Source organism: Streptomyces sp. NPDC056128 (assembly GCF_042263835.1).
Taxonomy (GTDB): Bacteria; Actinomycetota; Actinomycetes; order Streptomycetales; family Streptomycetaceae; genus Streptomyces.
Genome location: NZ_JBHJVQ010000001.1, coordinates 265,122 through 288,058, shown reverse-complemented (window position 1 = coordinate 288,058; position 22,937 = coordinate 265,122). Strand labels below are relative to the sequence as shown.

The 22,937-nt window shown below is 70.9% G+C and carries 19 protein-coding genes; 10 read left to right on the top strand and 9 right to left on the bottom strand.

The window, feature by feature from the left end; genetic code table 11:
• The first annotated feature begins 35 nt into the window (after nucleotides 1-35).
• Genes ACFC1X_RS01365 through ACFC1X_RS01340 form a run of 6 tightly spaced genes read left to right on the top strand, consistent with a single transcriptional unit; the run spans nucleotide 36 to nucleotide 5,212 of the window.
• On the top strand, nucleotides 36-848 hold the full coding sequence (locus ACFC1X_RS01365; RefSeq protein ID WP_376347707.1) for a hypothetical protein: 813 nt from the start codon (nucleotides 36-38) through the stop codon (nucleotides 846-848).
• Nucleotides 845-1,888 carry a serine/threonine protein phosphatase gene (locus ACFC1X_RS01360; protein WP_376347706.1) on the top strand — a complete coding sequence of 348 codons (1,044 nt, stop codon included), beginning with the start codon at nucleotides 845-847 and terminating at the stop codon, nucleotides 1,886-1,888. Before ACFC1X_RS01365 ends, ACFC1X_RS01360 begins: the two co-directional genes overlap by 4 nt.
• Nucleotides 1,885-3,000 (top strand): protein kinase, encoded by a 1,116-nt coding sequence (locus ACFC1X_RS01355; RefSeq protein WP_376347704.1) that lies wholly within the window; start codon nucleotides 1,885-1,887, stop codon nucleotides 2,998-3,000. The genes ACFC1X_RS01360 and ACFC1X_RS01355 overlap by 4 nt, the downstream gene beginning before the upstream one ends.
• Before the next feature lie 50 nt (nucleotides 3,001-3,050).
• Nucleotides 3,051-3,761, top strand: coding sequence for a vWA domain-containing protein (locus ACFC1X_RS01350; RefSeq protein WP_376347702.1), 711 nt, complete (start codon nucleotides 3,051-3,053; stop codon nucleotides 3,759-3,761).
• A complete protein-coding gene (locus ACFC1X_RS01345) occupies nucleotides 3,758-4,213 on the top strand; it encodes a hypothetical protein (protein ID WP_376347700.1) in 456 nt (151 codons plus the stop codon). Before ACFC1X_RS01350 ends, ACFC1X_RS01345 begins: the two co-directional genes overlap by 4 nt.
• A 12-nt stretch (nucleotides 4,214-4,225) precedes the next feature.
• Nucleotides 4,226-5,212 carry a hypothetical protein gene (locus ACFC1X_RS01340; RefSeq protein ID WP_376347698.1) on the top strand — a complete coding sequence of 329 codons (987 nt, stop codon included), beginning with the start codon at nucleotides 4,226-4,228 and terminating at the stop codon, nucleotides 5,210-5,212.
• A 284-nt stretch (nucleotides 5,213-5,496) separates the two neighbouring features.
• On the opposite strand, the gene ACFC1X_RS01335 is transcribed toward ACFC1X_RS01340, so the two are convergent.
• From ACFC1X_RS01335 to ACFC1X_RS01315, 5 genes are read right to left on the bottom strand one after another with little or no spacing between them, the layout of a single operon-like run.
• The gene (locus ACFC1X_RS01335; RefSeq protein WP_376347697.1) at nucleotides 5,497-6,702 is read right to left on the bottom strand and encodes a DUF4241 domain-containing protein; all 1,206 of its coding nucleotides are present in this window, start codon (nucleotides 6,700-6,702) and stop codon (nucleotides 5,497-5,499) included.
• A gap of 44 nt (nucleotides 6,703-6,746) precedes the next feature.
• Entirely contained in the window at nucleotides 6,747-7,562 is an 816-nt protein-coding gene (locus tag ACFC1X_RS01330; RefSeq protein ID WP_376347695.1) for a PIG-L deacetylase family protein, read from the bottom strand.
• Nucleotides 7,563-7,592: 30 nt separating this feature from the next.
• Nucleotides 7,593-8,516 carry a carbohydrate ABC transporter permease gene (locus ACFC1X_RS01325; RefSeq protein WP_376347693.1) on the bottom strand — a complete coding sequence of 308 codons (924 nt, stop codon included), beginning with the start codon at nucleotides 8,514-8,516 and terminating at the stop codon, nucleotides 7,593-7,595.
• A 26-nt stretch (nucleotides 8,517-8,542) separates the two neighbouring features.
• On the bottom strand, nucleotides 8,543-9,454 hold the full coding sequence (locus tag ACFC1X_RS01320) for a carbohydrate ABC transporter permease (protein WP_376347692.1): 912 nt from the start codon (nucleotides 9,452-9,454) through the stop codon (nucleotides 8,543-8,545).
• A complete protein-coding gene (locus ACFC1X_RS01315) occupies nucleotides 9,451-10,965 on the bottom strand; it encodes an ABC transporter substrate-binding protein (protein WP_376347690.1) in 1,515 nt (504 codons plus the stop codon). Before ACFC1X_RS01315 ends, ACFC1X_RS01320 begins: the two co-directional genes overlap by 4 nt.
• Before the next feature lie 160 nt (nucleotides 10,966-11,125).
• On the opposite strand from ACFC1X_RS01315, the gene ACFC1X_RS01310 reads away from it, so the two are divergent.
• Together ACFC1X_RS01310 and ACFC1X_RS01305 are read left to right on the top strand one after the other, a co-directional pair.
• Nucleotides 11,126-12,667: a family 43 glycosylhydrolase gene (locus ACFC1X_RS01310; protein WP_376347688.1), complete on the top strand. Its 1,542-nt coding sequence runs from the start codon at nucleotides 11,126-11,128 to the stop codon at nucleotides 12,665-12,667.
• Entirely contained in the window at nucleotides 12,664-15,207 is a 2,544-nt protein-coding gene (locus ACFC1X_RS01305) for an alpha-L-rhamnosidase C-terminal domain-containing protein (RefSeq protein ID WP_376347687.1), read from the top strand. The genes ACFC1X_RS01310 and ACFC1X_RS01305 overlap by 4 nt, the downstream gene beginning before the upstream one ends.
• Nucleotides 15,208-15,245: 38 nt before the next feature.
• Here the strand turns inward: ACFC1X_RS01305 and ACFC1X_RS01300 are convergent, their stop codons facing one another.
• Nucleotides 15,246-16,601 (bottom strand): 6-phospho-beta-glucosidase, encoded by a 1,356-nt coding sequence (locus ACFC1X_RS01300; protein ID WP_376347685.1) that lies wholly within the window; start codon nucleotides 16,599-16,601, stop codon nucleotides 15,246-15,248.
• The gene (locus ACFC1X_RS01295) at nucleotides 16,598-17,356 is read right to left on the bottom strand and encodes a DeoR/GlpR family DNA-binding transcription regulator (protein WP_376347683.1); all 759 of its coding nucleotides are present in this window, start codon (nucleotides 17,354-17,356) and stop codon (nucleotides 16,598-16,600) included. The genes ACFC1X_RS01300 and ACFC1X_RS01295 overlap by 4 nt, the downstream gene beginning before the upstream one ends.
• A gap of 90 nt (nucleotides 17,357-17,446) precedes the next feature.
• On the opposite strand from ACFC1X_RS01295, the gene ACFC1X_RS01290 reads away from it, so the two are divergent.
• Nucleotides 17,447-18,562 (top strand): carbohydrate kinase family protein, encoded by a 1,116-nt coding sequence (locus ACFC1X_RS01290; RefSeq protein WP_376347681.1) that lies wholly within the window; start codon nucleotides 17,447-17,449, stop codon nucleotides 18,560-18,562.
• Nucleotides 18,563-18,619: 57 nt separating this feature from the next.
• Here the strand turns inward: ACFC1X_RS01290 and ACFC1X_RS01285 are convergent, their stop codons facing one another.
• The gene (locus ACFC1X_RS01285; protein ID WP_376347679.1) at nucleotides 18,620-19,321 is read right to left on the bottom strand and encodes a maleylpyruvate isomerase family mycothiol-dependent enzyme; all 702 of its coding nucleotides are present in this window, start codon (nucleotides 19,319-19,321) and stop codon (nucleotides 18,620-18,622) included.
• Between the two features lie 214 nt (nucleotides 19,322-19,535).
• Between ACFC1X_RS01285 and ACFC1X_RS01280 the strand changes: the two genes are divergently transcribed.
• Nucleotides 19,536-21,362 (top strand): glycoside hydrolase family 3 protein, encoded by a 1,827-nt coding sequence (locus ACFC1X_RS01280; protein WP_376347677.1) that lies wholly within the window; start codon nucleotides 19,536-19,538, stop codon nucleotides 21,360-21,362.
• 42 nt (nucleotides 21,363-21,404) lie between these two features.
• Here the strand turns inward: ACFC1X_RS01280 and ACFC1X_RS01275 are convergent, their stop codons facing one another.
• A complete protein-coding gene (locus ACFC1X_RS01275; RefSeq protein WP_376347675.1) occupies nucleotides 21,405-22,916 on the bottom strand; it encodes an alpha/beta hydrolase in 1,512 nt (503 codons plus the stop codon).
• Nucleotides 22,917-22,937: the final 21 nt, after the last annotated feature.

Here is a 22,937-nt window from a genome sequence, read left to right as displayed (position 1 = left end):
TACGGGAAGGCCGCAGCCGGGCACCGGAAGCCGGCATGGTGACGCATCCGCTGACGTACGACCCGGTGGTCGAGGACCGCTCGCTGCCGCAGGCCCGCCCGCCGGGCCGGTTGCGGACGCCGCCGCCGGGCAGGGCGTTGGTGCTGGTCCCGGACGCCGGGCCGATGCGCACGGTCCGCCCGGGAGAGCCGGTGCCCGAGTTCCGGGACGGTGTGTACCAGCGGATGTTCCTCGTCGACACGACGGAGCACCGGCTGGTTCTCGACCTGCGACTGGCCGGACGGGATTGGTCCGCACCGTTCCACTGCCGGGTGGAGCTGATGTGCCGGGTGGCAGACCCCGGCGCCGTGGTGGCACGGGGCATCCGCGACATGAGCGCCGCATGGGACGGCCCCCTGCGCGAACGGCTGCGGAACGTGTCGCGCGGATACGGCGCCGGGCGGTCCCGGGCAGCAGTACAGGACGCGTTGAACGCCGCCCTGCGGGATTTCACCGGGGACGCCGATGTCCGGCTGTCCGGAGCCCGGACCGAACTGCTCCCCCGTCGGGAGCCTGCTGCCGGCCCCGGCGGAAGCCGCGTGCGCGGAGTATCGCACCGCCTGCCCGCGGCGGCGCCGGGGCCCGACGGACCCGACGTGCTTCGGGGCGAGGTGGTGGCACGCAAGGAGGAGCCACTGCCGCCGCCCAGGCCACGCCGTCCCCCGAGCGTGCCGCCGCCCGCGCCGTCCCGGCCACCTCACGCGCCACCACCCCCGGTGTCCGCGCCGGAGCGTCGCGTGAGCAGGGTGCGGGGCACGGGGACGATGGACGACGGGCGACGCGACGGCCGGAACGGTGGACGGACGTGATCATTCCGCCCAAGCCCACCCTCCCGCCGGACCGTGCTCGCTCCCGGCCCGGCCACCTGACCTGGTCGGCCGTCGACGGCAGGCTCCAGACCCTCGTTGTGTGGACGGAACGCCGCCCCGGCCACGGTGAGGACGCCGAGCCGCTCGCGGCGTACCACCGGCCCACCGCGCACGGGTTGCTGGCCGTCTTCGACGGCTCGGGCGGTTCCGGAGCGGCCCCTGCCTGGCGCGGACCCGACGGCGCGACGTACACCAGTGCCTGGACCGGAGCCCGGGTCGCCCGCCTTGCCACGGAGTGCTGGTTCCAGCGCGTTGCGGCCTCCGAGGAGGCGGACTCCCTGCCGCACCTCAAGCACTGGCTGCGGACCATGCTGCACGCGGCCCCGACGGGGGCACGGAGCAAGATCACCGGGTCCATGCGCCGCGTACTGCCCACGACCCTGGCCGCGCTCCGGTACCGGGCCCATGACAAGGGAGTCCACTGGCAGGCCATCTGGGCCGGCGACTCCCGGTCGTACGCCATGCTTCCCGTCAGCGGCCTGCACGCGCTCACCCGGGACGACACCCGGGAGGACGACGCGCTCGCCCAGCTCCGGCAGGACCCGCCGATGACGAACGTGATCTGCGCGGACCGCGACTTCACCCTGTCCGCCCACCGCGGCGAGTTCCGCGAGCCGTGCGTCCTGCTGGCCGCCACCGACGGCTTCTTCGGCTACGTTCACACGCCCGCGCAGTTCGAGTGCGTACTGCTCGAAACGCTCGGGCGGGCCCGGGACATGGGTGAGTGGGCCGAGCTGTTGCGCCGGGCCATCCAGCCGGCCACGGGCGACGACGCGTCGCTCTCTCTCGCGGCCTTCGGCTTCGAGGACTTCGGGCAGCTGCGTGAAGCCTTCGCCGAACGACACGCGGACGTCGCACGGAGCGGGTACCTGGACGTCCCGCCGGGCGACGGTCCGGAGGCGGTGCGCGGCTGGCAGGACCGGACCTGGCAGACCTATCGACCCGCATACGAGAAGTTCATGCCGGAGGTGCGTGAGTGAAGCCGGGTGATGTGATCGGCGGGTACCGGGTCGTCACCGAGCCGACCAATGCCGACGGCGGCAAATGCGTGTGGGCCTTCGCCGAGAAGAACGGCAAGGAGTACTTCCTCAAACGCTTCCTGGAACCCAAGCGCCCCCGCGAGGGCTCCGCGGGCAGCGCCGCGAGCCGGCGCATCCGGCTGGAGACGTGCCGGGAATTCGAGGAACGGCACAGGAGCATCATGAAGCTGCTGCGGCCGGACGCCAGCGGCGCGGGCAACCTGGTGCTCGCCACCGACTTCTTTCACGCGGGCAGCACCTACTACAAGGTGACCGAACGCATAGACACCGCCAGCCTGGAGGATCCGCAGGCACTCGGCTCGAAGCAGAAGGCGGTCCTGCTGAGGACGCTGGCGACCAGCCTGCGGCTGCTGCACGACATCGACGTGGTGCACGGCGATCTGAAGACGGCCAACGTCCTGGTCCAGAAACGGGAGGCCGCCGCTTTCCACACGGCCAAGCTCATCGACTTCGACGACTCGTATCTCTCCGGCCGCCCTCCGGCCCGCGAGGAGATCGCGGGCGACTCGCTGTACGGCGCACCGGAGTGGCGGCGCTATGTGCGGGGCGACGAGTCCGTACAGGCCCGGGACCTGACGACGGCCGTGGACGTGTTCGCGCTGGGCCTGATGACGCACCTCTACCTGACCGGCTCGCTGCCCGCGTACACCGGCCGTTACGGATCCCCGGCGGACGCGGCGAACGCGGCCGAGCCACTGGTCGCCGACGATCGGCTCGGCACCTCGACGCAGGCACTGATCGCAGCCATGACGGCAGCCGACCCGAAGGCCCGGCCCACCGTCGCCGCGTTCCTGGAGGCGCTGAAGGACGCCGAGCTGTGCACCCTCCACAGCACTCCGCAGCCACCCCCGGGCGCCTCCGACCCGGGCAAGGAACACGCCGGTTCCGCGACGTCCGACGGACCTCGCAGGAGCCGGGTGCAGTTCAACCCGCCGGACCGCTCCGGCCACCGGCCACCGGCCGCGACGGACGACGGGCCGAAGAAGTCCAGGGTCAGGATCAATCTCGGTCGACACCGTGACGACCTACCCGGCAGCCGTTCCGCCCCATGACCCTTCTACTCCCTCCCTCCCTTCCTCCCTCCGAAACCGAGGAGCAACGCGTGAGCGCGGAGATCGAGAAGTACCACGGCAACCTGCGGTACGCCGTCGACATCGTGATGTGCATCGACGCCACGGGCAGCATGTATCCCGTACTGGACATCGTGAAGAACAACTCGCTCCGGTTCCATCAGCGGTTGAACGAGGTGATGGCGAGGAAGAGCAAGGAGATCAGCCAGCTGCGGCTGCGGATCATCGCCTTCCGAGACTTCGGGGACGATCCCTCCGACGCGATCGAGCAGACGGAGTTCCTGCGCCTTCCCCAGCAGGTGGCGGAATTCGAGAACTTCGTACGGAACCTCGAGGCGGGCGGCGGCGGGGACATCCCCGAGTCCGGTCTTGAGGCGCTGGCCCTGGCCATCAACTCCCCCTGGGAGACGGGTCTCGACCGGCGGCGTCACGTCATCGTCATGTTCACCGACGCCCCCGCCCACCCGCTCGGCACGGTGGGCGTCGCCGCGCAGACGTATCCGCGGAACATCCCGCGCTCCATGGACGATCTCTTCGAGCAATGGGGATACGCCCGCAGCCAGACGGCGGTGATGGAACAGTCGGCGAAGCGACTCGTCCTCTTCGCTCCCGAGGAGGAGCCCTGGCAGGACGCGATCGGGGAGGAGTGGGACCTCACGCTGCACTTCCCCTCCAGGGCCGGGGAGGGACTGGAGGAGTTCGAGATGGACGAGATCATCGAGACGATCGCGAACAGCCTGTGAGTCTCCGGCTACAGGGCGACGGCGTCCGGCTGGACTTCGACGGGCGGCGGTGGCTGGTCTTCTCCTGGAGCCGCCGAGACGGCAGCGCGGGCGGTGTCGGCGGCCGTCTGTACATGGAGCCCGAGAGCTGTCGCTCGGTGGCGGGCCGGCTGTCCGGACACGACGGAAGCCTGCGGCTGACGTTCCGGTTCCGGCCCACCGGGGTGAGCGTCGGCGACGTCGTGGCGGAGATCGTCGTGGGCGCTCACCAGGTGGATTCGGCCTGGCAGTTCGCGCAATGGTTCGCACACACCTACCGCGTCGAGGACGTCTCCGCCTCCTGGTGGGACGACGCCGAGCCGTCCGCCGTCGAGCGGGAGGAGAGCCGGGACTGGCTCAGCGCGCCCGTCTCACCGGCGACGCGAAACCTGTTCCGCTCGGTCATGGCCCGCCTGACCGTCGCGGACTCGTGAGTTCAGGGAGGCATGGTGGCCGGGCCGACCTGGCAGTGCTCGGACTGTGACACGTACAACGACGCCGGGGTGCCGGTGTGTCACGTCTGTGAGACACCGCGCGCGGCGATACGCAGGGCCGCTCCCGAGCCGCCTTCCCCGAGGAAGGCCGTACCGAGGAAGGCCGTATCGAAGAAGGCCGCCGCCACGAAGAGGGCGGCCGCCGCCAAGAAGACAGCCCCCGCCAAGAAATCAGTCCCTGCCAAGAAATCAGCCACCGCCAAGAGGGCACCCGTCACGGAGTTGCCTGTCACGGGCGGCAGGAGAACGTCGCTCGACATGCGCTTCGACGCGACGGGAACAGGCAGCCCGACCGTGCGGGGACTCGTATGGGGGTGCCCCCTCTGCGCGCACCGTGTAGTCGACCGCCTGAGGTGCGACAGGTGCGGCACGCGTTGGTCGACCGCCGCCACGCCCCTTCTCGAGGACACCCTTTTCGGCAGCACCCCCCTTCCCGTACGCACACCCCCCAGGGAAGCGACACGCGGGGAGTTGGTGGCGGGGTGCGGCTGTCTTCTGCTCATCGCTGCCGTCATCATCACCCCGATCGTTCTGCTGATCCTCAACTGGTCGACCGTGACCTCGTTCGTGACCGGCTCCGACTCCTCGAAGCCCTCCCCGGCGCCCTCGGCGAGCGGCCCCTGCCCGAAGCCGATGGCCGAGAGGTTGCCGGAGGGATCCGGGGCGCGACTCGTCGCCGCCTACAGCAGGGACGACCTGGAGGAGCGGTACGCCTTCTGCCGGACCAAGACGGGAAAGGTCTTCTACTTCGCCAGCATGGGGGACGGTGAATCGTACGGAGCCCCCACAGAAGCGAGGAAGTCCGAGAACGGCTACGTGGTGAACTTCAAGCCGCAGGGCACCAGTTACCACTTCCAGGACGGCGAAGTGACGGCCTACGACGAGGACGGCAAGGAGACCTGGAAGGGAGAGCTCGTCCCCGAGGCGACCGCAGACTGACCGTCGCGCCGCGGCACCGGCCCAGCGAGGTACCAACGCGAGATTTCGGCGGGACCGCTGCCTGACTGGGCGATGCTCCGCCAACGCGCGGGCAGCCACCGCCAAAGCGAAGAAGTCGATGCACACGGAAGAGCGAGCCTGTGAGCGCCCAATACAGTCCCGCGCACATTAGGGCGCAGCACGGGCGTTGCCGTTCTCGAAGAAGTCGCCGTCCGCGCTCTGGAGGTTCGCCGCGGTCCCGGTCTCGGGCAGTGCGGCCTCGCGCCGATGGTCGGCTGCGCTCCTTATTCTTCCCCGTCGACGGAATGGAGCTGGAAGTCGACGACGACGCAGCCGACGCGTCCGTCATCGGTGCGGCCGATCCAGACGGGGTAGGACCCGTCGCCCCGGCCGGCGCGGAAGGCGATGAGGTTCGGCTCGGGCTCCGTGCCGGGCAGTTCGACGGTGAACTGGCTGCCGAGGGGTATGAACAGGTCCTCGTCCAGCTGGTCTTCGGTCACCGTCCGAGTCACATCCATGAAAGCCGCTGTGCCCGTATCCACGCCAACCCCGTAGAACTGGCCCTCGCCGAGCAGCCCCAGGTCCTCGTCGGGCAGGAGGGCCAGTTCCCACTCGTGGGGCGGGATGTCCAGGAACGTCACCCTGGCCGCGGCGACACCGGCCCCGTCTGTCGAGCGCAAGAGCGACAGCGTGACCGGGAACTCGCCCGGTGGCACGGCGACGATCCGCTGGGTCTCTCCGATCCAGCCGGGGTCCGAGACCGCCAGCTGCCCTGAAGTGATCCGCAGCAGGCCTGCGTCAACGAGCTCGAGGACGGCCGGCCCGTCCGGAGTGTCGCACGCGCCCGCACGGAAGAGGTGCTCGATTCCGGTCGCGCGCAGCGGTCCCGATCCCTCGTCCACCGACACGTCGTTCAGGACCACGGTAGTGGCGGGCTCGTGGCCCTGCTGGGCGAGGAGCGGCGCGAACACCTGCCAGTCGCCGAATTCCGGTACGGGGCAGAGGAAGCCTTCGACGGGCGCCGAAAACCGCCGCACGGGGACACTCGGCGGGTCGGATGGTCCAGCGTGCCCTGGCTCCGTCGGCTTTCCCCTCGGCCTGGCGAACTCGGTGCTCACCTCGACCTGCCCGTCGGCCGAGACAGTCGTTCTCTCCTGAACATCCCACTTCCAGGACGAGTACTCCTGCTCGTTGGAGAACTGCCATCGGGTGTTCCAGCGAGCCAGCAACATCCCCGTGCTGTGCGGCTTGAGGTCAATCGTCTGCATGCGCCAGGACCTGTCGTCGAACAGATACACACGCCACATCCGGCGCGGCCAGTATTCGACCAGCGCCAGCGGCCGCTCCCGCGCGGACAGCAGAACCGCGTAATCCGTCCCGGCAGCATGCCTGCGTGCCGCGACCGCACGCGATATCGGATCCGGATGGGTCATTCCCTGCAGGGAACCCCACAACTCGCCGTACGACACATCAAGACTGTCGAAGATCACAGCCGCGCGTCTCCCCCCGTGGCACCTGCCGCATCGCCCTGCCCTTACGGAACTTCGTTGTGCCGCCAGTCTGCCACTGAGGTGTGACACACAGGATCGTGGGCGCCGGCACCCAGCGCGGGCTCAGGTGCGTTGATGACGACGCGGCGGTAGCGCTCTGCGAGGCGGGCCCCCGGGACGCCGTCGCGCCTGGCGTCGGCGAGCAGGCGGGCCGTGACGGCGTCCGGGTGCTGGCCCTGCGACGCGTGCGCGCTGAGCGCCGCGGACTTGTCGGGCAGGACGGGCTCGATGTCCAGCGCGAAGTCCGGTTCCGTCGCCGTCATCAGCCACAGTTCACGCACGACGTGCGGTGTGAGAGCGGCGGTCAGATGCTGCGGTGCGTAGCGTGCGTTGGCGGCGGAGGGCCAGGTGGCGGTCATGGCGGCGGCGCCGACCGCACGGTGGTCGGCATGGTTGACGTAGGTGCCCAGCAGGTAGCGGGTCGGATCGAAGGTGATGACGACGTCCGGCCGGACGGTCCGGATGGCACGGACGATCGCGTGCCGCAGCGCTGTCCGGTCGTGCACGTCGCCGTCCGGTTCGTCGTGCCACAGCAGGTTCTTCACCCCCAGCAGCCGCGCGGCCTCGGTCTGCTCCCGGTCGCGCAGGGCGATGACGTCCTCGCGGCCGAGCGCGGGGTCGTCGCTGCCGGCCTCTCCGCGGGTCGCGAAGAAGTAGCTGACGTCGGCGCCGGCTCGGGTGAGCAGAGCGACGGCTCCGCCGGCGAAGCACTCGATGTCGTCGGGGTGGGCGGCGACGATCAGGGCCCGTTCGATGCCGGAGGGCACGCGGTGGCCGTGGTTGCGTTCGGTGTAGGACATGACTTCCCTGGACTTCCCTGGTTCGTACGGTCAGAGTTTGGTGGCCCCGCTGGTGAGGCCCTCGATGTAGGCGCGCATGAGCACGGAGAACAGCAGGATCAGCGGCACGGCCGCCAGCACGTACCCGGCCATGAGCGGACCGAAGTCGGGCGACGAGTTCTGCCCGGGGTTGCCGGTGAAGGCGACCAGGGCCACCGAAACGGTGCGGTCCTGGGGCGCCAGCACGAGCTGAGGGAGCAGGTAGTCGTTCCACAGCGCGACGAACTGGATGATGCTGACGCTGGCCAGCACGGGCCGGCACAGGGGCAGGACGATGGACCACAGGATGCGCAGCTCTCCCGCGCCGTCGATCCGGGCGGAGTCGACGACGTCGCGGGGCAGGTCGTCGAAGGCCGACTTGAGGACGACGACGGCGAAGGAGAGATTGGCCGCCACGCTCGGCAGAATGATCCCCGACAGATTGGTCTTGATGGCGGGCAGGTTGCTGATCTGGAGGTAGAGCGGCAGAAGCAGCAGGAAGCTGGGCACCATCAGCAGGACGAAGGTCAGCGCGTAGGCGATCCGGTGACCCGGGAAGCGGATCACCGAGAAGGCGTAGGCGGTGAGTGCGGCGAGGGCGAGGATGGCGAGCACGCTGACCCCGACGACCACGATCGAGTTCAGCAGGGGCCGGGCGACGACGTCCCACGCTCGTCCGTAGTTGTCCCAGCGCAGGTCGGACAGCGGCAGATCCCACTGGCTGTCGGCGAACCGGCCACGGCTCTTGAGCGAGTTGACGAGAAGGTAGTAGCAGGGGAACAGGCTGATGGCCGCCAGCACGGCCAGAGTCAGGTGTCGGGCCAGCCCCGGAATCCGGTGCAGGGTGCCGAGCGCGGCCCCATCGCCCGGGTCGGAGGCCGGCGGCCGGTCGACCGCCGGGTTGCGGGTCTGGGAGGGAAGGGACACCTGAGTCACGGAAAGCTCCTGTCGTGTTGCTCGGCTCAGTCGCTCTGCGGGCGCAGCACACGGTTGCTCACGGCGGAAAGCACGAGGACGACCGTGAACAGCACCAGGGAGACGGCCATGCTGTAGCCGAATCGGCCGTCGTTCACGCCGGTGCGGTAGAGGTAGTAGATGGGCGTCATCGTGGAGTTGCCGGGCCCGCCGCCCGTCATCAGCAGCGGCTCCAGGATCGCCTGCACGCTGTTGATGACCGCGAGGGTGGTGAGCAGGCGCGTCTGCCGCATCATCATCGGCAGGTCGATGGAGCGGATACGCCGCCAGGTGCCGCATCCGTCCAACGCCGCGGCTTCCAGGATCTCCTTCGGCGTGCGTTGCAGGCCGGAGTAGAAGACGAGCAGGTTGAACGGCGCGATCCACGGAAAGCCCATGAGGATCAGCGCGTACAGGGCGGTGTTGCTGTCGCCCAGCCAGGAGTGCTGGAGGGCGTCGAGCCCGACCGCGCCGAGCACCTGGTTGATCACGCCGTCGGAGCGGTAGTAGAAGGTCCACACCAGCATGGTCACGATCGTGGGGATGACCAGCGGGATGACGAACAGCGAGCGGTAGATGAACTGCCATCTGCTGTCGCGCACATGGAAGATGAGCTCGGCCACGACAAACGGCGGCACCAGAGCCAGTGCGACCTTGCCGAGGGCCCACAACAGGTTGTTCCAGGCGGCGGTGGAGAACGTCGGGTCCCCGAACAGTTGGCGGAAGTTGTCCAGCCCGACCCACTGGGCCGGGTTGAAACCGTCCCAGTTGGTGAAGGACCCCACGAAGGCCACGTACGCGGGGTAGTAGACGAAGTACCCCAGCAGCACGAACGCGGGCAGGACGAAGGCGTATCCGGTGAGGGTGAGCCGGTGGCGGCGGACCAGGGCAGGGCCGAGGGATGTGCGGGAACGGGTCATGGCTTCTCCGACGGCCTGTTGGGCCGGTGAGCGGTGAGGTACTGCTGGGCGGCCCGGTCCAGGAGGCGCTGGACCTCGTCCGAGGCGGTGTCCAGGGAGATCCCGCCACCGAGGTAGTTGCCGAACACCCGCTGGAGGTCCAGGTCGAGCGAGGGCGACGTGAACCCGACGAAGGGGGTTCGCCACGGCTCCCTCACCAGGTGGGCGTCTTTCCTGAAGGCCGGGACGGGCGTGGTTCCCGCGAAGCTCGGCAGGAACTGCCCCGCCTCGTTGATGATTTCCTCGGAGACCGGTCCGCTGCCCAGGTAGCGCAACCAGTCGAGCACCGTCTCCGCCTTGCCCTTCTTCCCCATGCTGCGGTTGGCCTGCGGCGTGGACATCGCGAACTGGTAGGCGCCGGTGGGCCCGCCGGAGGCGTTCGCCGTGCCGATGCCGTGGGCGTCCGGGACGCTCTCCTCGGTGACCTTCGGGTAGTCGAAGGATCCCCACGCAAAGGACGGCTTCGCGCCCTGGAGCTTGGCGGTGAAGTAGGAGCCGTTGAAGTACATGGCCGCCTTGCCCGCGACGAAGTCCTGCTCGGCCTGCACGTTGCGCTCGGGGGGAGCGCTGACGTAGTCGCGGTTCCAGTGGTCGGTGGCCTTCTTGAACGCCGGCCACCAGGAGAGGAAACGTTTGTTCTCTGGGGCCAGGGAACCGTCGGTGATCGCCAGCGCCTCGTCGGAGGTGGAGAAACCGCTGGCGCCGTCGAGCCGGGAGAGCCTGTCGAAGTCCTTCGCGTACAGGTCCGTGAGGAAGTGCTTGGACATCCACGTCTGGTACGGCACGTAGCTGACCGGGTTGACGCCCTTCTCCCGTAGCTCTCGGCAGACCTCGGTGAACTCGCGCCACGTGCGCGGTGGTCCCTTGATCCCGGCTTTTCGGAACAGGTCCTTGTTGTAGTACCACTTCGAGATGACGTAGTCGCCGTTGATGTTGTACGACGCCCCCTCCCCGCTCTTGGTCGCGTTGATGACCTGCGGGTTCATGGCCTGCGCCCAGGTCTTGTACCGGGGTGCGTACGGGTTGCGCTGCTTCAGCGCCGGCGTGAGGTCGTAGGCGATGCCCTCGGGCCACTGACCGTTCAGCGCCACCGACTGGCCCCAGAAGACGTCCCACAGTTCGCCGGCGGCGGCCTTGACCCGCACCGTGGTGACGTAGTCGTCGAACTTGTCGTCGACGAAGCGGATGCGGACGCCCGGATGCCGCTTCTCCCAGGCGTCCGCGGCGGCCCGCAGTCCGTCGAGGCCGGTGCCGTTGGCGACCTCGGCGTGCGGGGTGTACTCCTGCGCGAACATCGTGATCGTCCCTTGCCAGTCACCCGCGGCTTCCGGCGAGTCGGTGGGCACGGTGAGCGATCCATGTCCGGCGCCCGTGCCGTTCCCGCCGGGAAGCCCGCAGCCGGAGATGAGCGAAAGGCTCAGCAAGGCGACGGCGGCACGCGGGAATTGACGACGTGAGGACTTCAGACGCATGAAGCTCCATCCCTTCGTGGCCGCAAGAACGAGCGACATCGGTCAACGAGTTGCGCAGAAGTATGTATGTCTGCTCGTCTTGAAGCAACGTCCTGCACAAGGATGACGTTCTTTGCGCGATATCGATTGTTGAGACTGGCCTCGCCCCTCAGGAGATCCGTTGCGTCCCCCTCTCACCGCCGTGAACCCCGTACTGCCCGGCTTCCATCCAGATCCCTCGGTCTGCCGCCTCGGCAATGACTTCTACGTCGTGACCAGTTCGTTCGGATACGTACCTGGTCTGCCGGTGTTCCACAGCACCGACCTGGCGACCTGGCGTCAGGTCGGGCACGCGCTGGACGGCCCTTCCGGAATCCCCCGGTCGGGCCTCGACCCCTCCGACGGCATCTACGCGCCCACGCTCCGCGCCCATGACGGCACGCTCCATCTGGCCGCCACGGACACCACGCGGTACGGGAACTTCGTGATGAGCACCCGCGACCCGGCGCAGGGCTGGGGGCCGCCGGTGCGCGTGGACCGCACCGGCATCGACCCAGGACTTGCCTTCACCGACGACGGGCGGGTGCTGATGGCGACCACAGCCACCGGCGGCGGCGTGGCCGCCGACCCGAGCCGGACCGAGCACGCCGTGCTCATCGGGGAGATCGACCTCGCCACCGGTGCGCGCATCGGTCCGGTGACGGAACTGACGCGCGGCTGGTGCGGCCGCTTTCCCGAGGGGCCACGGTTCGTGCGCCGCGGCCGGTGGTGGTACCTGATCCTGGCCGAGGGTGGCACCGAGGCGGGCCACATGGTCACCGTCGCCCGCGCCGCACGGCCGGAAGGCCCTTACGAGCCCGCACCGCACAACCCGGTGCTCAGCCACCGCAGCCGCACCAGCCCCTTCCAGTGCGTCGGCCACGCCGACCTGGTGGAGGCGGGCGACGGCAGCTGGTGGGCCGTCTGCCTCGGCACCCGGCCGCAGGGCCACCCGGCCGTCGCCCCGCTGGGCCGGGAGACGTTCCTGCTGCCCGTGCGGTGGACGGACGACGACTGGCCCGTCTTCGGCAGCGACGGGCTCGTTCCCGAGTCGGTGACCCTGCCGTGGGCGGGCGAGCGGGCGCCGCGCTTCGTCTCCGAGACCTGGTGCTTCCTCGGCGAGCCGGCCCGGGCCGCCTGCCGTGAGCTGCCGGACGGCGGCATCCGCCTCTCCGGCCGCGACGCGCTGCCGGAGGACGGTCCGGCCTGCTCCATGGCTCTGCGCCGGCTCCCCGCGCCCGACTTCACCCTCGGCGCACACCTGCGCCCCGGCCCGGAGGCGGAGGAGTCCGGCCTGGTGATCTGGGAGGACCCTCGGCATCACTACCGGCTGGCACTACAAGGTGGGAAGGGCAACAGGAGCGTCGAACTGCACCGCCGGATCGGGGACGTGCGCGACCGCACCTCGGAGCAGATCCGGGTCGAGGACGACGCGCGGCTCGAGGTGCGCTGCCGGGACGGCCGGCTCACCTTCGTCGTCGGCGCGAGCGACGGCCGGGAGCGCGTCGTCGGCACGGCGGACATCCGCTACCTGGCACCCGAGGTGGCCGGCGGGTTCACCGGTGTCCTCGCCGGCGCCTACACGGCCGGGCCCGAGGGCGCCGTCTGCGACTTCGAGCGGTTCACGCTGAGCGAGGGGACGCCCCGCACGGCCACCGCTACGGCGGAGGAGGGCAAGCGGTGACCGGGCACGCCGACCACACGGCACCCTCGTCGGGCGACCCGTTGGCAGGCTGGGAGCACGACACCGACTGGCACGTGCTGGTCCCCGAGGCACCGGCTCGGGCGCGGCCGACGGGAATCCGGGCCCTGTGCGGCGACGTACGCCTGCCGCGCGGCGAACCCTCCGAGGAGGACGCACTCGAACTGCGCAGCACCGGTGCGCACGCTCCGGCACGGGTGCTCGTGGACTACGGGCAGGAACTGTCGGGCCACCCCTGGCACACCACAGGCCCGTGTTCCGGCACCACCACCGCCGCCGCCGGGACGCCGCTCCTGCGCGCCGGATACAGCGAGAGCCTCCGGCATGCCGCCCCCGACGGCGACCTGGTCTTCGACGGGCTGCGCGTGGCGGGCAACCCGCGCCGCTACGAGGAGTGGTCCGTCGAACCCGGCCGCACCACCCGGCAGCGCTTCGTGCAGGGAGGTTTCCGCTACCAGGTGCTCACCCTGCGCGGTCCCGGCAGCGTCCGGCTGACCGGTCTCGGCGTACACCGCACGGACTGCCCGGCACCCGCCGCCGACTACGCGGGCCACTTCCTGTGCGACGACCCGCTCCTCAACCGGATCTGGTACGCGGGAGCCCACACCGTGCAGCTCAACCTGCTGCCGGCCGGGAGCGACGCCGGGTACTGGGTCTTCGACGAGCACGGCCTCGACGCCCGCCACACCTTCACCGACCCCGACGGTCTCGACCACGGACTGCTGCGGGACGGCGGCTGGAGCGACGTCCGCCTCGATGTACGCGTCCACCGTGCCCACGGCACCGCCGGCTGCGTGCTGCGCGCGGGTGAGGACGGCTCGGGACTGCTGTTCCGGCTGACGCCCGAGGGACCGGTCGTCGAGCATCGCGCCCGCATCGACGCCGAACCGGTGGTGCTCGCCTCGGCCCCGACCGCCGCGGTCCCCGGCGGCGATGACGGCTGGCAGCTGCTCACGGCCACCGTCCACGGCGAACACGCCGAACTGCGCCTGGCCGGACACCGGATACTCTCCGCCCGGGTACCGGCACCGGCGGGGACGGACGGACGGGTCGGCCTCGGGGTCTCCGCGGACGGCGCGGCCCGCTTCCGCCGCCTGACGGTGCGTCCGGCCGGCGCCGCACCGATCCACCTCGAACTGGACTCCGCGGCCGACGCCGAACGGTTCCGGCGGCCGGGGGTGACGGAACGCCCCACGCTGCTCGACGGGATCAAACGCGACCGGCTCGTCTGGCAGGGCGACAACATGGTGGCCGCGCGGGTGCTGATGCTCATCGACGAGCGCTGGGAGTACGCCCGCGCATCCCTGCGCCAGCTGGCCGACCGCCAGCTGCCCAGCGGCTATGTGCCCGCCAACACCAACCCGGCGGCTCCGCCTCGCCCCACCGGGCAGCGCTATGCCGAGGACACCGTCCGCTACCCCTCGGCCGCGTACTCCCTGGCCTTCGTACTCAACCTCCACGACTACTGGATGCACACCGGCGACCTGGGGTTCGTCGCCGAGCTGCGCGAGACGATGGACCGGCAACTGGCGTGGAACGCGAGCCGGCGCGGCCCGGACGGACTGCTGCGCACCGGCATCGATGACGGCATGAGCTGGCGTTACTCCCTCGTCGAGGGCACACCTGCCTACGAGAACGCGCTCTACGCGGCGGCGCTGGGCCACGCGGCACGGATGTACCGGGCCCTGGGCACGCGGAGCGATCTGCGTGCCGCGGCCGAGTGCGCCCGGCAGGCGGCGCGGGTGACCCGTGCGGTGGTGGCCGCCTTCCGCGACCCCGCCACCGGGCTGATCGGCATGAGCGGCGAACAGCCCGGCGTCACGCCCCTCGACGCCGCGACCGCCGTCGTCCTCCACGGCCTGCTCGACGCACCGGAGGCACGCCGCACGCTGGAGGCGACGAGCGCGGTCCTCGACACGCCGCGCGGCATGCTGGCGGTCCCCCTCCCCGCCACGGAGGGACAGTTCCCGATCCTCGGTCCCATGATGGCGGGCATGTTCACGTGGGCCCTGGCGGAGAACGGCATGACGGAGCAGGCGCTGGACCTGGTGCGGCGCATGTGGGGCCCGATGGCCGACGGCGATCCCGGAAGGACGGTCTGGGAGGTCATGGACGCCGACGGCTCACTGACCACCCCCGGCATCAACAGCGGCCACGGCGGCAACACCAGCCTGGCCCACCCCTGGTCGGTGGGTCCCACCGCGCTGCTCAGCTGCTACGTACTCGGTGTCCTGCCCCGCGAACCGGGTTATCTCCGCTGGCAGTTGGCCCCCTGCCCCGCCCGGCTCGGCCGGGCACGCGGCGAACTCCACACGCCGTACGGCAGGTTCCGGGTGCGGTGGGTGTGTCCGCCGGGCGGCGGGATGAACGTCGAGGTCTGCGCACCGGCGGACACCCGGGGCGAGTTCGTGGTGCCGCGCGCATACGCCGGGCTTCCTGTCCGCGTCGACGGCGCCCCGGTCGGCAACCCTGCCCGGATATCCCTCGACGGGGGCCGAGCACACCGCGTCGACGTCGGGTGAGTCGGAGCCGGGGGGCAGCATGCTGCCCCCCGGCTTCGTCAGTCCCGGTGGGGCCGGTTCGGCGGAAGCCGGTCCGCGAGGACGCGCTCCGCCGTGTTCACCGAGTCCACCAGCGGGTGCAGTGCCAGGGCCCGCAGCGCCGCGGACCGCGAACCGCTGGTCGCCGCCTCGATCGCCGCGCGCTCCACCGCCTTCACGCTGAGCATCAGGCCGAGCTGGTCCGGCGCCACCGGCCCCGCGGCCAGGGGGGTCGCGCCGGTGGCGTCGACCAGGCAGGGCACCTCGACGACCGCGTCCGCGTCCAGGCCCGGGACGGCCGTGCGGTTGCGGACGTTGAGGATCAGCGTCGTCCGCTCGTTGCGGGCGATCGCGCGCATCAGCGCCAGCGCGACCCGGTCGTAGCCGCCGCCCTCGAGATCGGACGCGGCACGCTGCCAGCCACCTGTGCTCTCCCGGCTCTCGGCCATGTACGTCGCCTCGCGTTCCTGGCGCGTGCGCTCCCACGCGGCGAAGGCGTGCTCGGGCCGGGCGGCCGCGTCCGCGTAGAAGGCGGCCTGCTGCTCGCGCAGGAACTCCCCGCGGGTCGCGGGGGCCTGCCGCAGCGCCTCGACCGCCTCCCGGTTGAAGTAGTAGTAGTGCAGGTACTCGTTGGGCAGCGCGCCGAGCGTCCGCAGCCAGTCGGCGCCGAAGAGCCTGCCCTCCTCGAAGGACTCCAGCGCGGTCGTGTCCGCCAGCAGCTCCGGCAGCCGGTCGCGGCCGTCGACGGTGACCCGCCGCAGCCAGCCGAGGTGGTTGAGCCCCACGTAGTCGTAGCCCACGCGGTCCGGATCCGCGCCCAGCGCTCGCGCGGCCCGCCGGCACAGGCCGACCGGCGAGTCGCAGATGCCGATGACGCGGTCCCCGAGAACGCGCTGCATGGCCTCGGTGACCATGCCCGCCGGGTTGGTGAAGTTGATGACCCAGGCGTCCGGCGCGACGGCCGCGACCCGCTCGGCGATCCGCACCGCCTCCGGCACCGTGCGCAGCCCGTACAGGACGCCGCCCGCGCCGACCGTCTCCTGCCCGAGGACCCCCTCGCCGAGTGCCGCACGCTCGTCCCGGCCACGGCCCTCCAGGCCACCGACACGGATCGCGGAGAAGACGAAGTCCGCGCCGCGCAAAGCGTCGTCGAGATCGGTGGTGGTCCGGACGGCGGGCGGCGCCGGCCGGTCGTTCCCGGCGAGCGCGGCCGCCTGCTCGGCGAGGACCGAGGAGATGGCGTCGAGCCTCGCCCGCTCGGTGTCGTACAGCACCAGTTCGGTGCACCGGCCGGTCGCGTCGCCGTCGTCCGTGACCAGGGCGCGGTGGACGAGCGGTACGCGGAACCCGCCGCCGCCGAGCAGAGTGAGCCTCATACGGTGATTACCTCCGTCCCGGCCTCGCGGAACGCCGCGAGGGTGGCCGGGTCCGATGTGTCGTTGGTGATCAGGGCGTCGATGTCCGCTGCCCCGCAGACGCGGGCGAGGCCGGAGTGGCCCGGGAACTTGCCGGCGCTCGCGAGCAGCACGACCTCCCGCGCCGCGGCGATCATCGCCCGCTTCACCGGCACTTCCACATGGGTGCTGTCCAGCACGCTGCCGTCCGGCAGCACGCCGCTCGCGCCCAGGAAGAGCCGGCGGACGTGCAGCTCGCGCAGGTTGGACTCGGTGAGGAAGCCGACCAGCGAGAGATAGTTGCGGCGCACCTCGCCGCCCAGCAGGATCAGCCGCACCTCGGGGTCGTCGCCCAGCTCCTCGTACACGGCGAGACTGCTGGTGACCACCGTGACCGGCCGCCCGTGCAGCAGTTTCGCCAGCTGGAGCGTCGTGGTCCCGATGTCCAGCAGCATGGTGTCCCCGTCCGCGACGAGTTCCGCGGCCCGGGCGGCCAGGGCGGCCTTGGCCGACAACTCGTCCACCGCCACGTCCTCGAAGGCCGGCTCGTCGTCGGCGCGGGCGGCCACCGCCCCTCCGTAGACACGGGTGAGCCGGCCCGCCTCGCCCAGCTCGGTGAGGTCACGGCGGGCAGTGGCCTGGCTGACGCCGAGCCGTCGGGCGATCTCCCGGATGGGCAGTACGCCCTCCTCGCCGAGGATGCCGAGCAGTTTTTCGTGGCGTACCTCTCGCAACATGCCCCGCAATCTACTCCACATGAGCGCTTGTGCGCGACTGTGATCGACCTCTTGCATTCTGCGGGACCGCGGTGCAAGGTTTCGGTCGTCATGCTTGCAAACAATCAGAAAGGCGCACCGGTGAGCACTCCTTCGGCGGTCTCCGGTTCGGTCGACCCGCTGGCGGGCCTACGCGTCGCCGGTGATCCTCTGCACGACGTGTACCTGACGGGCACGGTCTTCCTCGACATCATCTTCACGGGCCTGGACCACGCCCCCGTCCGCGGCACCGAGAACTGGGCCCGTGGCATGGGGTTCAGCCCGGGCGGCGTCGCGAACATGGCCACCGCGCTGGCCCGGCTCGGTCTGCGGACCACGCTGGCCTCCGCCTTCAGCACCGACCTGTACGGCGACTACTGCTGGGACACCCTCTCCGCCGCCGAGGGCATCGACCTCGGGCCCTCGCGCCGGGTCACCGGCTGGCACTCGCCGGTCACGGTCTCGATGGCGTACGAGGACGAGCGCACCATGGTGACCCACGAGCACCCGGCCCCGCCCCCGCCCGCCTGCGGGCCGCCGCGCTCGCGGGCCTGCGTGGCCTCGCTCGAACCGGGGCGGCAGGACGCGTGGCTGGGCGAGGCGTCCCGACAGGGCAGCAAGATCTTCGCCGACGTCGGCTGGGACGAGAGCGGACGCTGGGACCTGGCGGAGCTGCGCGACCTCGGGCACTGCCACGCCTTCCTGCCGAACGCCGCTGAGGCCCAGCGCTACACGCGTACGGAGACGCCCGAGGAGGCGGTGCGCGCGCTGGCGGAGCTGGTGCCGATCGCGGTGGTCACCCGGGGGCCGGAGGGCGCCCTCGCCATCGACTCCGTCACCGGCGAGAGCGCCGAGGTGCCCGGCGTCCCGGTCCGGGCCCTGGACCCGACGGGCGCCGGCGACGTGTTCGTGGCGGGCTTCATGACCGGTACGCTCGCGGGCTGGCCGCTCGCCGACCGTCTCGCCTTCGCCAACCTCACCGCCGCCCTGTCCGTGGAGCACTTCGGCGGCTCGCTGTCGGCGCCCGGCTGGGTGGAGGTGACGGCCTGGTGGCGGGCGCTGCGCGGGAGCGCCGCCACCGGCGAACTGGCCCGGCGGTACGCCTTCCTGGACGCCCTGGCACCGGCGGAACCGCTCGCGCCGACCCGGCTGCGGGCGGTGCCGACGATCGGCTTCCGGGACGAGTAGCCGGCCTCGCTCTCGCCGAAGTGACCGCCGATGGCCTGAGGTCGCGCAGATCGGCACTCAGCTTGTCTTTTGGCCCGAGCGCAGCCGGGCGCGCAAGACCGCCGCACCGTCCCCCTCGAGGTCCTCGCATGCCGCCGCGCGGCCCGCCATCGCCATCACCAGCGAGAGCGTCGGCCCTCGGAGCAGCTCCCCCGAGCCGGTGGTGAACGGACCGTCCGTGGCCTCGACCCGCAACCCGGCGATGGCACTGCGGCTCGAAACGGTGAAATCGCGGCGGGCGAAGAAGCGGGCCACGGCGGTCGTCGTGGCCACCGGTGGTGTCCCCACCAGACCCAGCGGCCGACGGATGTCCTCGCCGTGCACGACGATTTCGCCCAGCCAGGCCGCTGTATGTCCCGTGGGCCCGGCGGGCCCGGCGACGGCATCGCGAAACCGTCGCAAGGTCGCCTCAGGTGTGGCACCACGGTGCTCAGCGAGTCGTCGGTCGTTGTGCAGGTCGGCGTCGAACCGGGCGGCCAGCATGCTCAACAGCCAACGCCACCTCCCCACGCCGGCACCCGCGGTCAGGTGGGCCACGACCTCCTCCACCGTCCAGCGTTCACACAGCGACGATGCCGCCCACTGCGCCTCACTGAGCCCGGCCAGGTCTTGAGCGAGCGCGGAACGCTCGACGTGGATCGCCCGCTCCAGGTCTCGCCGGGTCTCCAGAATGTGCGGTTCGGTCATGGCGCGGGCCTCCAGGGATCGGGTGTCGTCCATGGGACTCCCATCGACGTCAGAACTCATCGGTCACCACCACGAGTGGGCCGCCCACCCGGACTCCTGACGGGCGCGGAGCCCTCATTCGTCTGGACCTATTTTGTCTAGACCTATTGCCCCGCCCGTAATCCGCGGGCTACGTTTCCCGCTGCTCGGAGTCCTTCAAGAATCCGTCAAGTCCCTTGATGGGCAAGGGTGGAAGGAGCAAGTCCGCATGCAGGACCGGAGTCTTTCCCGACGAACCGTGCTCGCCTCCGCGACCGTGGTCGCCGCGGGCGCGACGGCCGTCTCGGGTGTGGCGGCCACCCCGGCGGTCGCCCACTCGCGCGACCGGCGCCTCAAGAAGATCATCTCCAGGATGAGCGTCGAGGCGAAGATCGGCCAGCTGTTCGTGCCGTACTTCTACGGTACGTCGGCGACTTCCCCCAGCCGGCTCGACCAGGACCGCAACCTCAAGGAACTCGGCGTCCGCACCGTGGCCGAGCTCATCGCCAAGTACCACGTCGGCGGGGTCATCTACTTCTCCGGCTGGGCGAACAACATCCAGGACCCCCGCCAGATCGCGGACCTCAGCAACGGTGTGCAGCGGGCCTCGCTGGCGCTGCCCACCCCCGTCCCCTCCCTGATCTCCATCGACCAGGAGCACGGCGTCAACGTCCGCATCGGCAGCGGCGCCACCCAGCTGCCGGGTGCGATGGCGCTCGGCGCGGGCCGCTCGCTCTCCGACGCGCGCACCGCCGGCTGGATATCGGGCACCGAACTCGCCGCTCTCGGCATCCATCAGAACTTCGCGCCGGTCGCCGACGTCAACGTCAATCCGGCCAACCCCATCATCAACGTCCGCTCATTCGGCGCCGACGCCCGCGAGGTCGGTCGCATGGTGGGCGCCCAGGTGACGGGTTATCAGCGGGCCGGTGTCGTGGCCTGCGCCAAGCACTTCCCGGGCCACGGGGACACCGGCGAGGACAGCCACACCGGACTGCCCGTGATCACCCACACCCGCGAGGAGTGGGAGCGCATCGACGCCCCGCCCTTCAGGGCCGCGATCGCCGCCGGCGTCGACTCGATCATGACCGCGCACCTCCAGGTCCCCGCGCTCGACCCCAGCAACGATCCCGCCACCCTGTCGCCCGCCATCCTCCAGGGCGTGCTGCGCGACGAACTCGGCTTCGACGGCGTGATCGTCACCGACGCCCTCAACATGCAGGGCGTGCGCACCAAGTACGGCGACGACCGCGTGCCCGTCCTCGCCCTCAAGGCCGGCGTCGACCAACTGCTCTTCCCGCCGGACATCGGCGTCGCCTACAACGGCGTCCTGGCCGCCGTCCGGGAAGGGGAGATCACCGAGGACCGCCTCGACGAATCGGTCCTGCGCATCCTGCGGGTCAAGGACAAGGCCGGCCTGCTCAGCGGCAGCCCCTACGTGTCGCAGAGGGAGGTCGACCGGGTCGTCGGCGCCCGGGGTCACCTGCGCGCCGCCGCCCGGATCGCCGAGCGCACCACCACCCTGCTGGTCAACGAGGACGACACGCTCCCGCTGCGCCGCAGGCAGCGGAAGCTGCTCGTGGTCGGCGCCAGCCCGGCCTTCCCGACCGACGCCGACCGCACCACGGTGCCTGAGCTGGCCAGGGCGTTCGACGAACTGGGCTACGGCACCACCCACCTCGCCACCGGCCGGACGCCCGACGCGGCGAAGATCGACGAGGCCGTGGCCGCCGCGCGGGGACGGGACGCGGTGGTGGTCACCACCGACAACGTCGGTGCCACCAGCGCCCAGCGCACCCTGGTGTCCCGGCTGCTCGCGACCGGCGTCCCCGTCGTCCACCTCGCGGTGCGCAACCCCTACGACATCGCCCACCTCGGCGACGTCCCGGCCTCACTGGTCTCCTACTGCTGGACCGAGGTCGAACTGCGCGCCGCGGCCCGGGTGATCGCCGGCCGGGTCGAGCCGCGGGGCAAGCTGCCCGTACCCATCCAGCGGGCCGACGATCCGGCCAGGGTCCTCTTCCGCATGGGACACGGCTTGTCGTACGACGACTGAAGGCCGCGTAGCCGCACGGATTCCGGCGCCGGTGCTCCCGCTTCAGGGGGCATCGGGCCGACCGTCGCGGCTCGCGCTCGGTTCGGCCGCGCAGGCCCGGTCGGTGCGCGGGCGCTCCCCGGTGACCAGGAAGGTGGTCGTCGCGTCGTTGAGGCAGCGGTTCTTGAGGTAGAGGTAGGCGAGGTGCCCGCCCTGGTCCGCGGTGATCATCCGCGCCCGCTCGCCGAAGGCCGCGCGCAGTGCGCGGGCACCGGACAGCGGCGTGGACGGGTCGCGCAGGTTCTGCACGATCAGCACGTTCGACGGTCCCCGGTCGCTGATCCGCACGGGCGGCTCGGACGGTTCCGTCGGCCAGAACGCGCAGGGCCAGATGTTGGCCGCCGCCGCGCCGAACATCGGGTGTCGGTCACGGTCGGTCCGGACGTTGCGCTGGTACGTGGCGACCGACTCCGGCCAGTTCCGGTCGTTGCAGAGCACGGCGAGCTGACCGGCGACGGGGTTGTCGGCCGGCTGCCCGGGCGGCACCTCGACGGGCGGTGTCGGCGGGAGGGCCCGTCCGGTGTCGACGGCCTGCCAGATCTCGGCCAGTTCGGGCAGCCACAGGTCCAGGTAGAGCCTCTCGAACGTGACTTTGCGGAACTTCTTGCCGTCGAATCCGTCCGGCCTCGGCTTCGCGTCCAGCCGGGCGGCGAGCTCGAAGTACGTGTCCCTGATCCGCTCCACCGAGGTGCCGAAGCCGTACTCCGGATGTTCTGACAGGTACGTCGCGAAGTCGGGGAATCTGTCCTCGACGCCCTCCCCGAATCCGCGGGTGGCCGACGGTCCGCTGCCTTCGGGGCTCATCGCGCTGTCGAGCACGAACTGCGCGCTCCGGCGCGGGAACAGCGTGGTGTAGACGGAACCGAGGTAGGTGCCGTAGGAGATGCCGAGGTAGGAGATCTTCGGCTCGCCCAGGGCGGCACGGATCCGGTCCATGTCACGGGCGGTGTTGGCCGTGCTGATGTGGGGCAGCAGGGACGCCGTCGCCGCTGAGCCGCACTTCTCGGCGACCTCGGCGGCGTGCTCGGCCTGCCGGGCGACGTCGGCCCGGTTCAACGCGTAGTCGGGGACGTTCGCCGTCGCCGTCGCCTCCCCCTCCAGACCGCAGGTCACCGGAGCGCTGTAGCCGACACCGCGGGGGTCGAAGCCGATCACGTCGTAGGTGTCGAGCACACTCTGCGGCACGCCGTAGTACTTCAGCACCAGCGGATAGCTGAGGCCGGGCGCGCCCGGTCCGCCGGCGTTCGTGAACAGCACGCCTCGGCGCTTCTCGGGATTCGTGCTGGCCAGACGTGAGATCGCGACGTCGATCTTCCTGCCGTCGGGGTTCCGGTAGTCCAGCGGCACCTTGAGTGTGCCGCACTCCAGTCTCGGCAGTGGGGTGCCGGGGCACTCGCCCCAGCTGATCCGGTCGGGGGGCGGTGCCGCGCTCGGTGCCGTCTGCGCGGAGGCGCCCTGCCAGGTGAGCAGCGCCACCATGAGGGTGGCGAGGACCCCGACGAGAAGTTTTCGCATGCAGTACTCCTTACTCTTTGC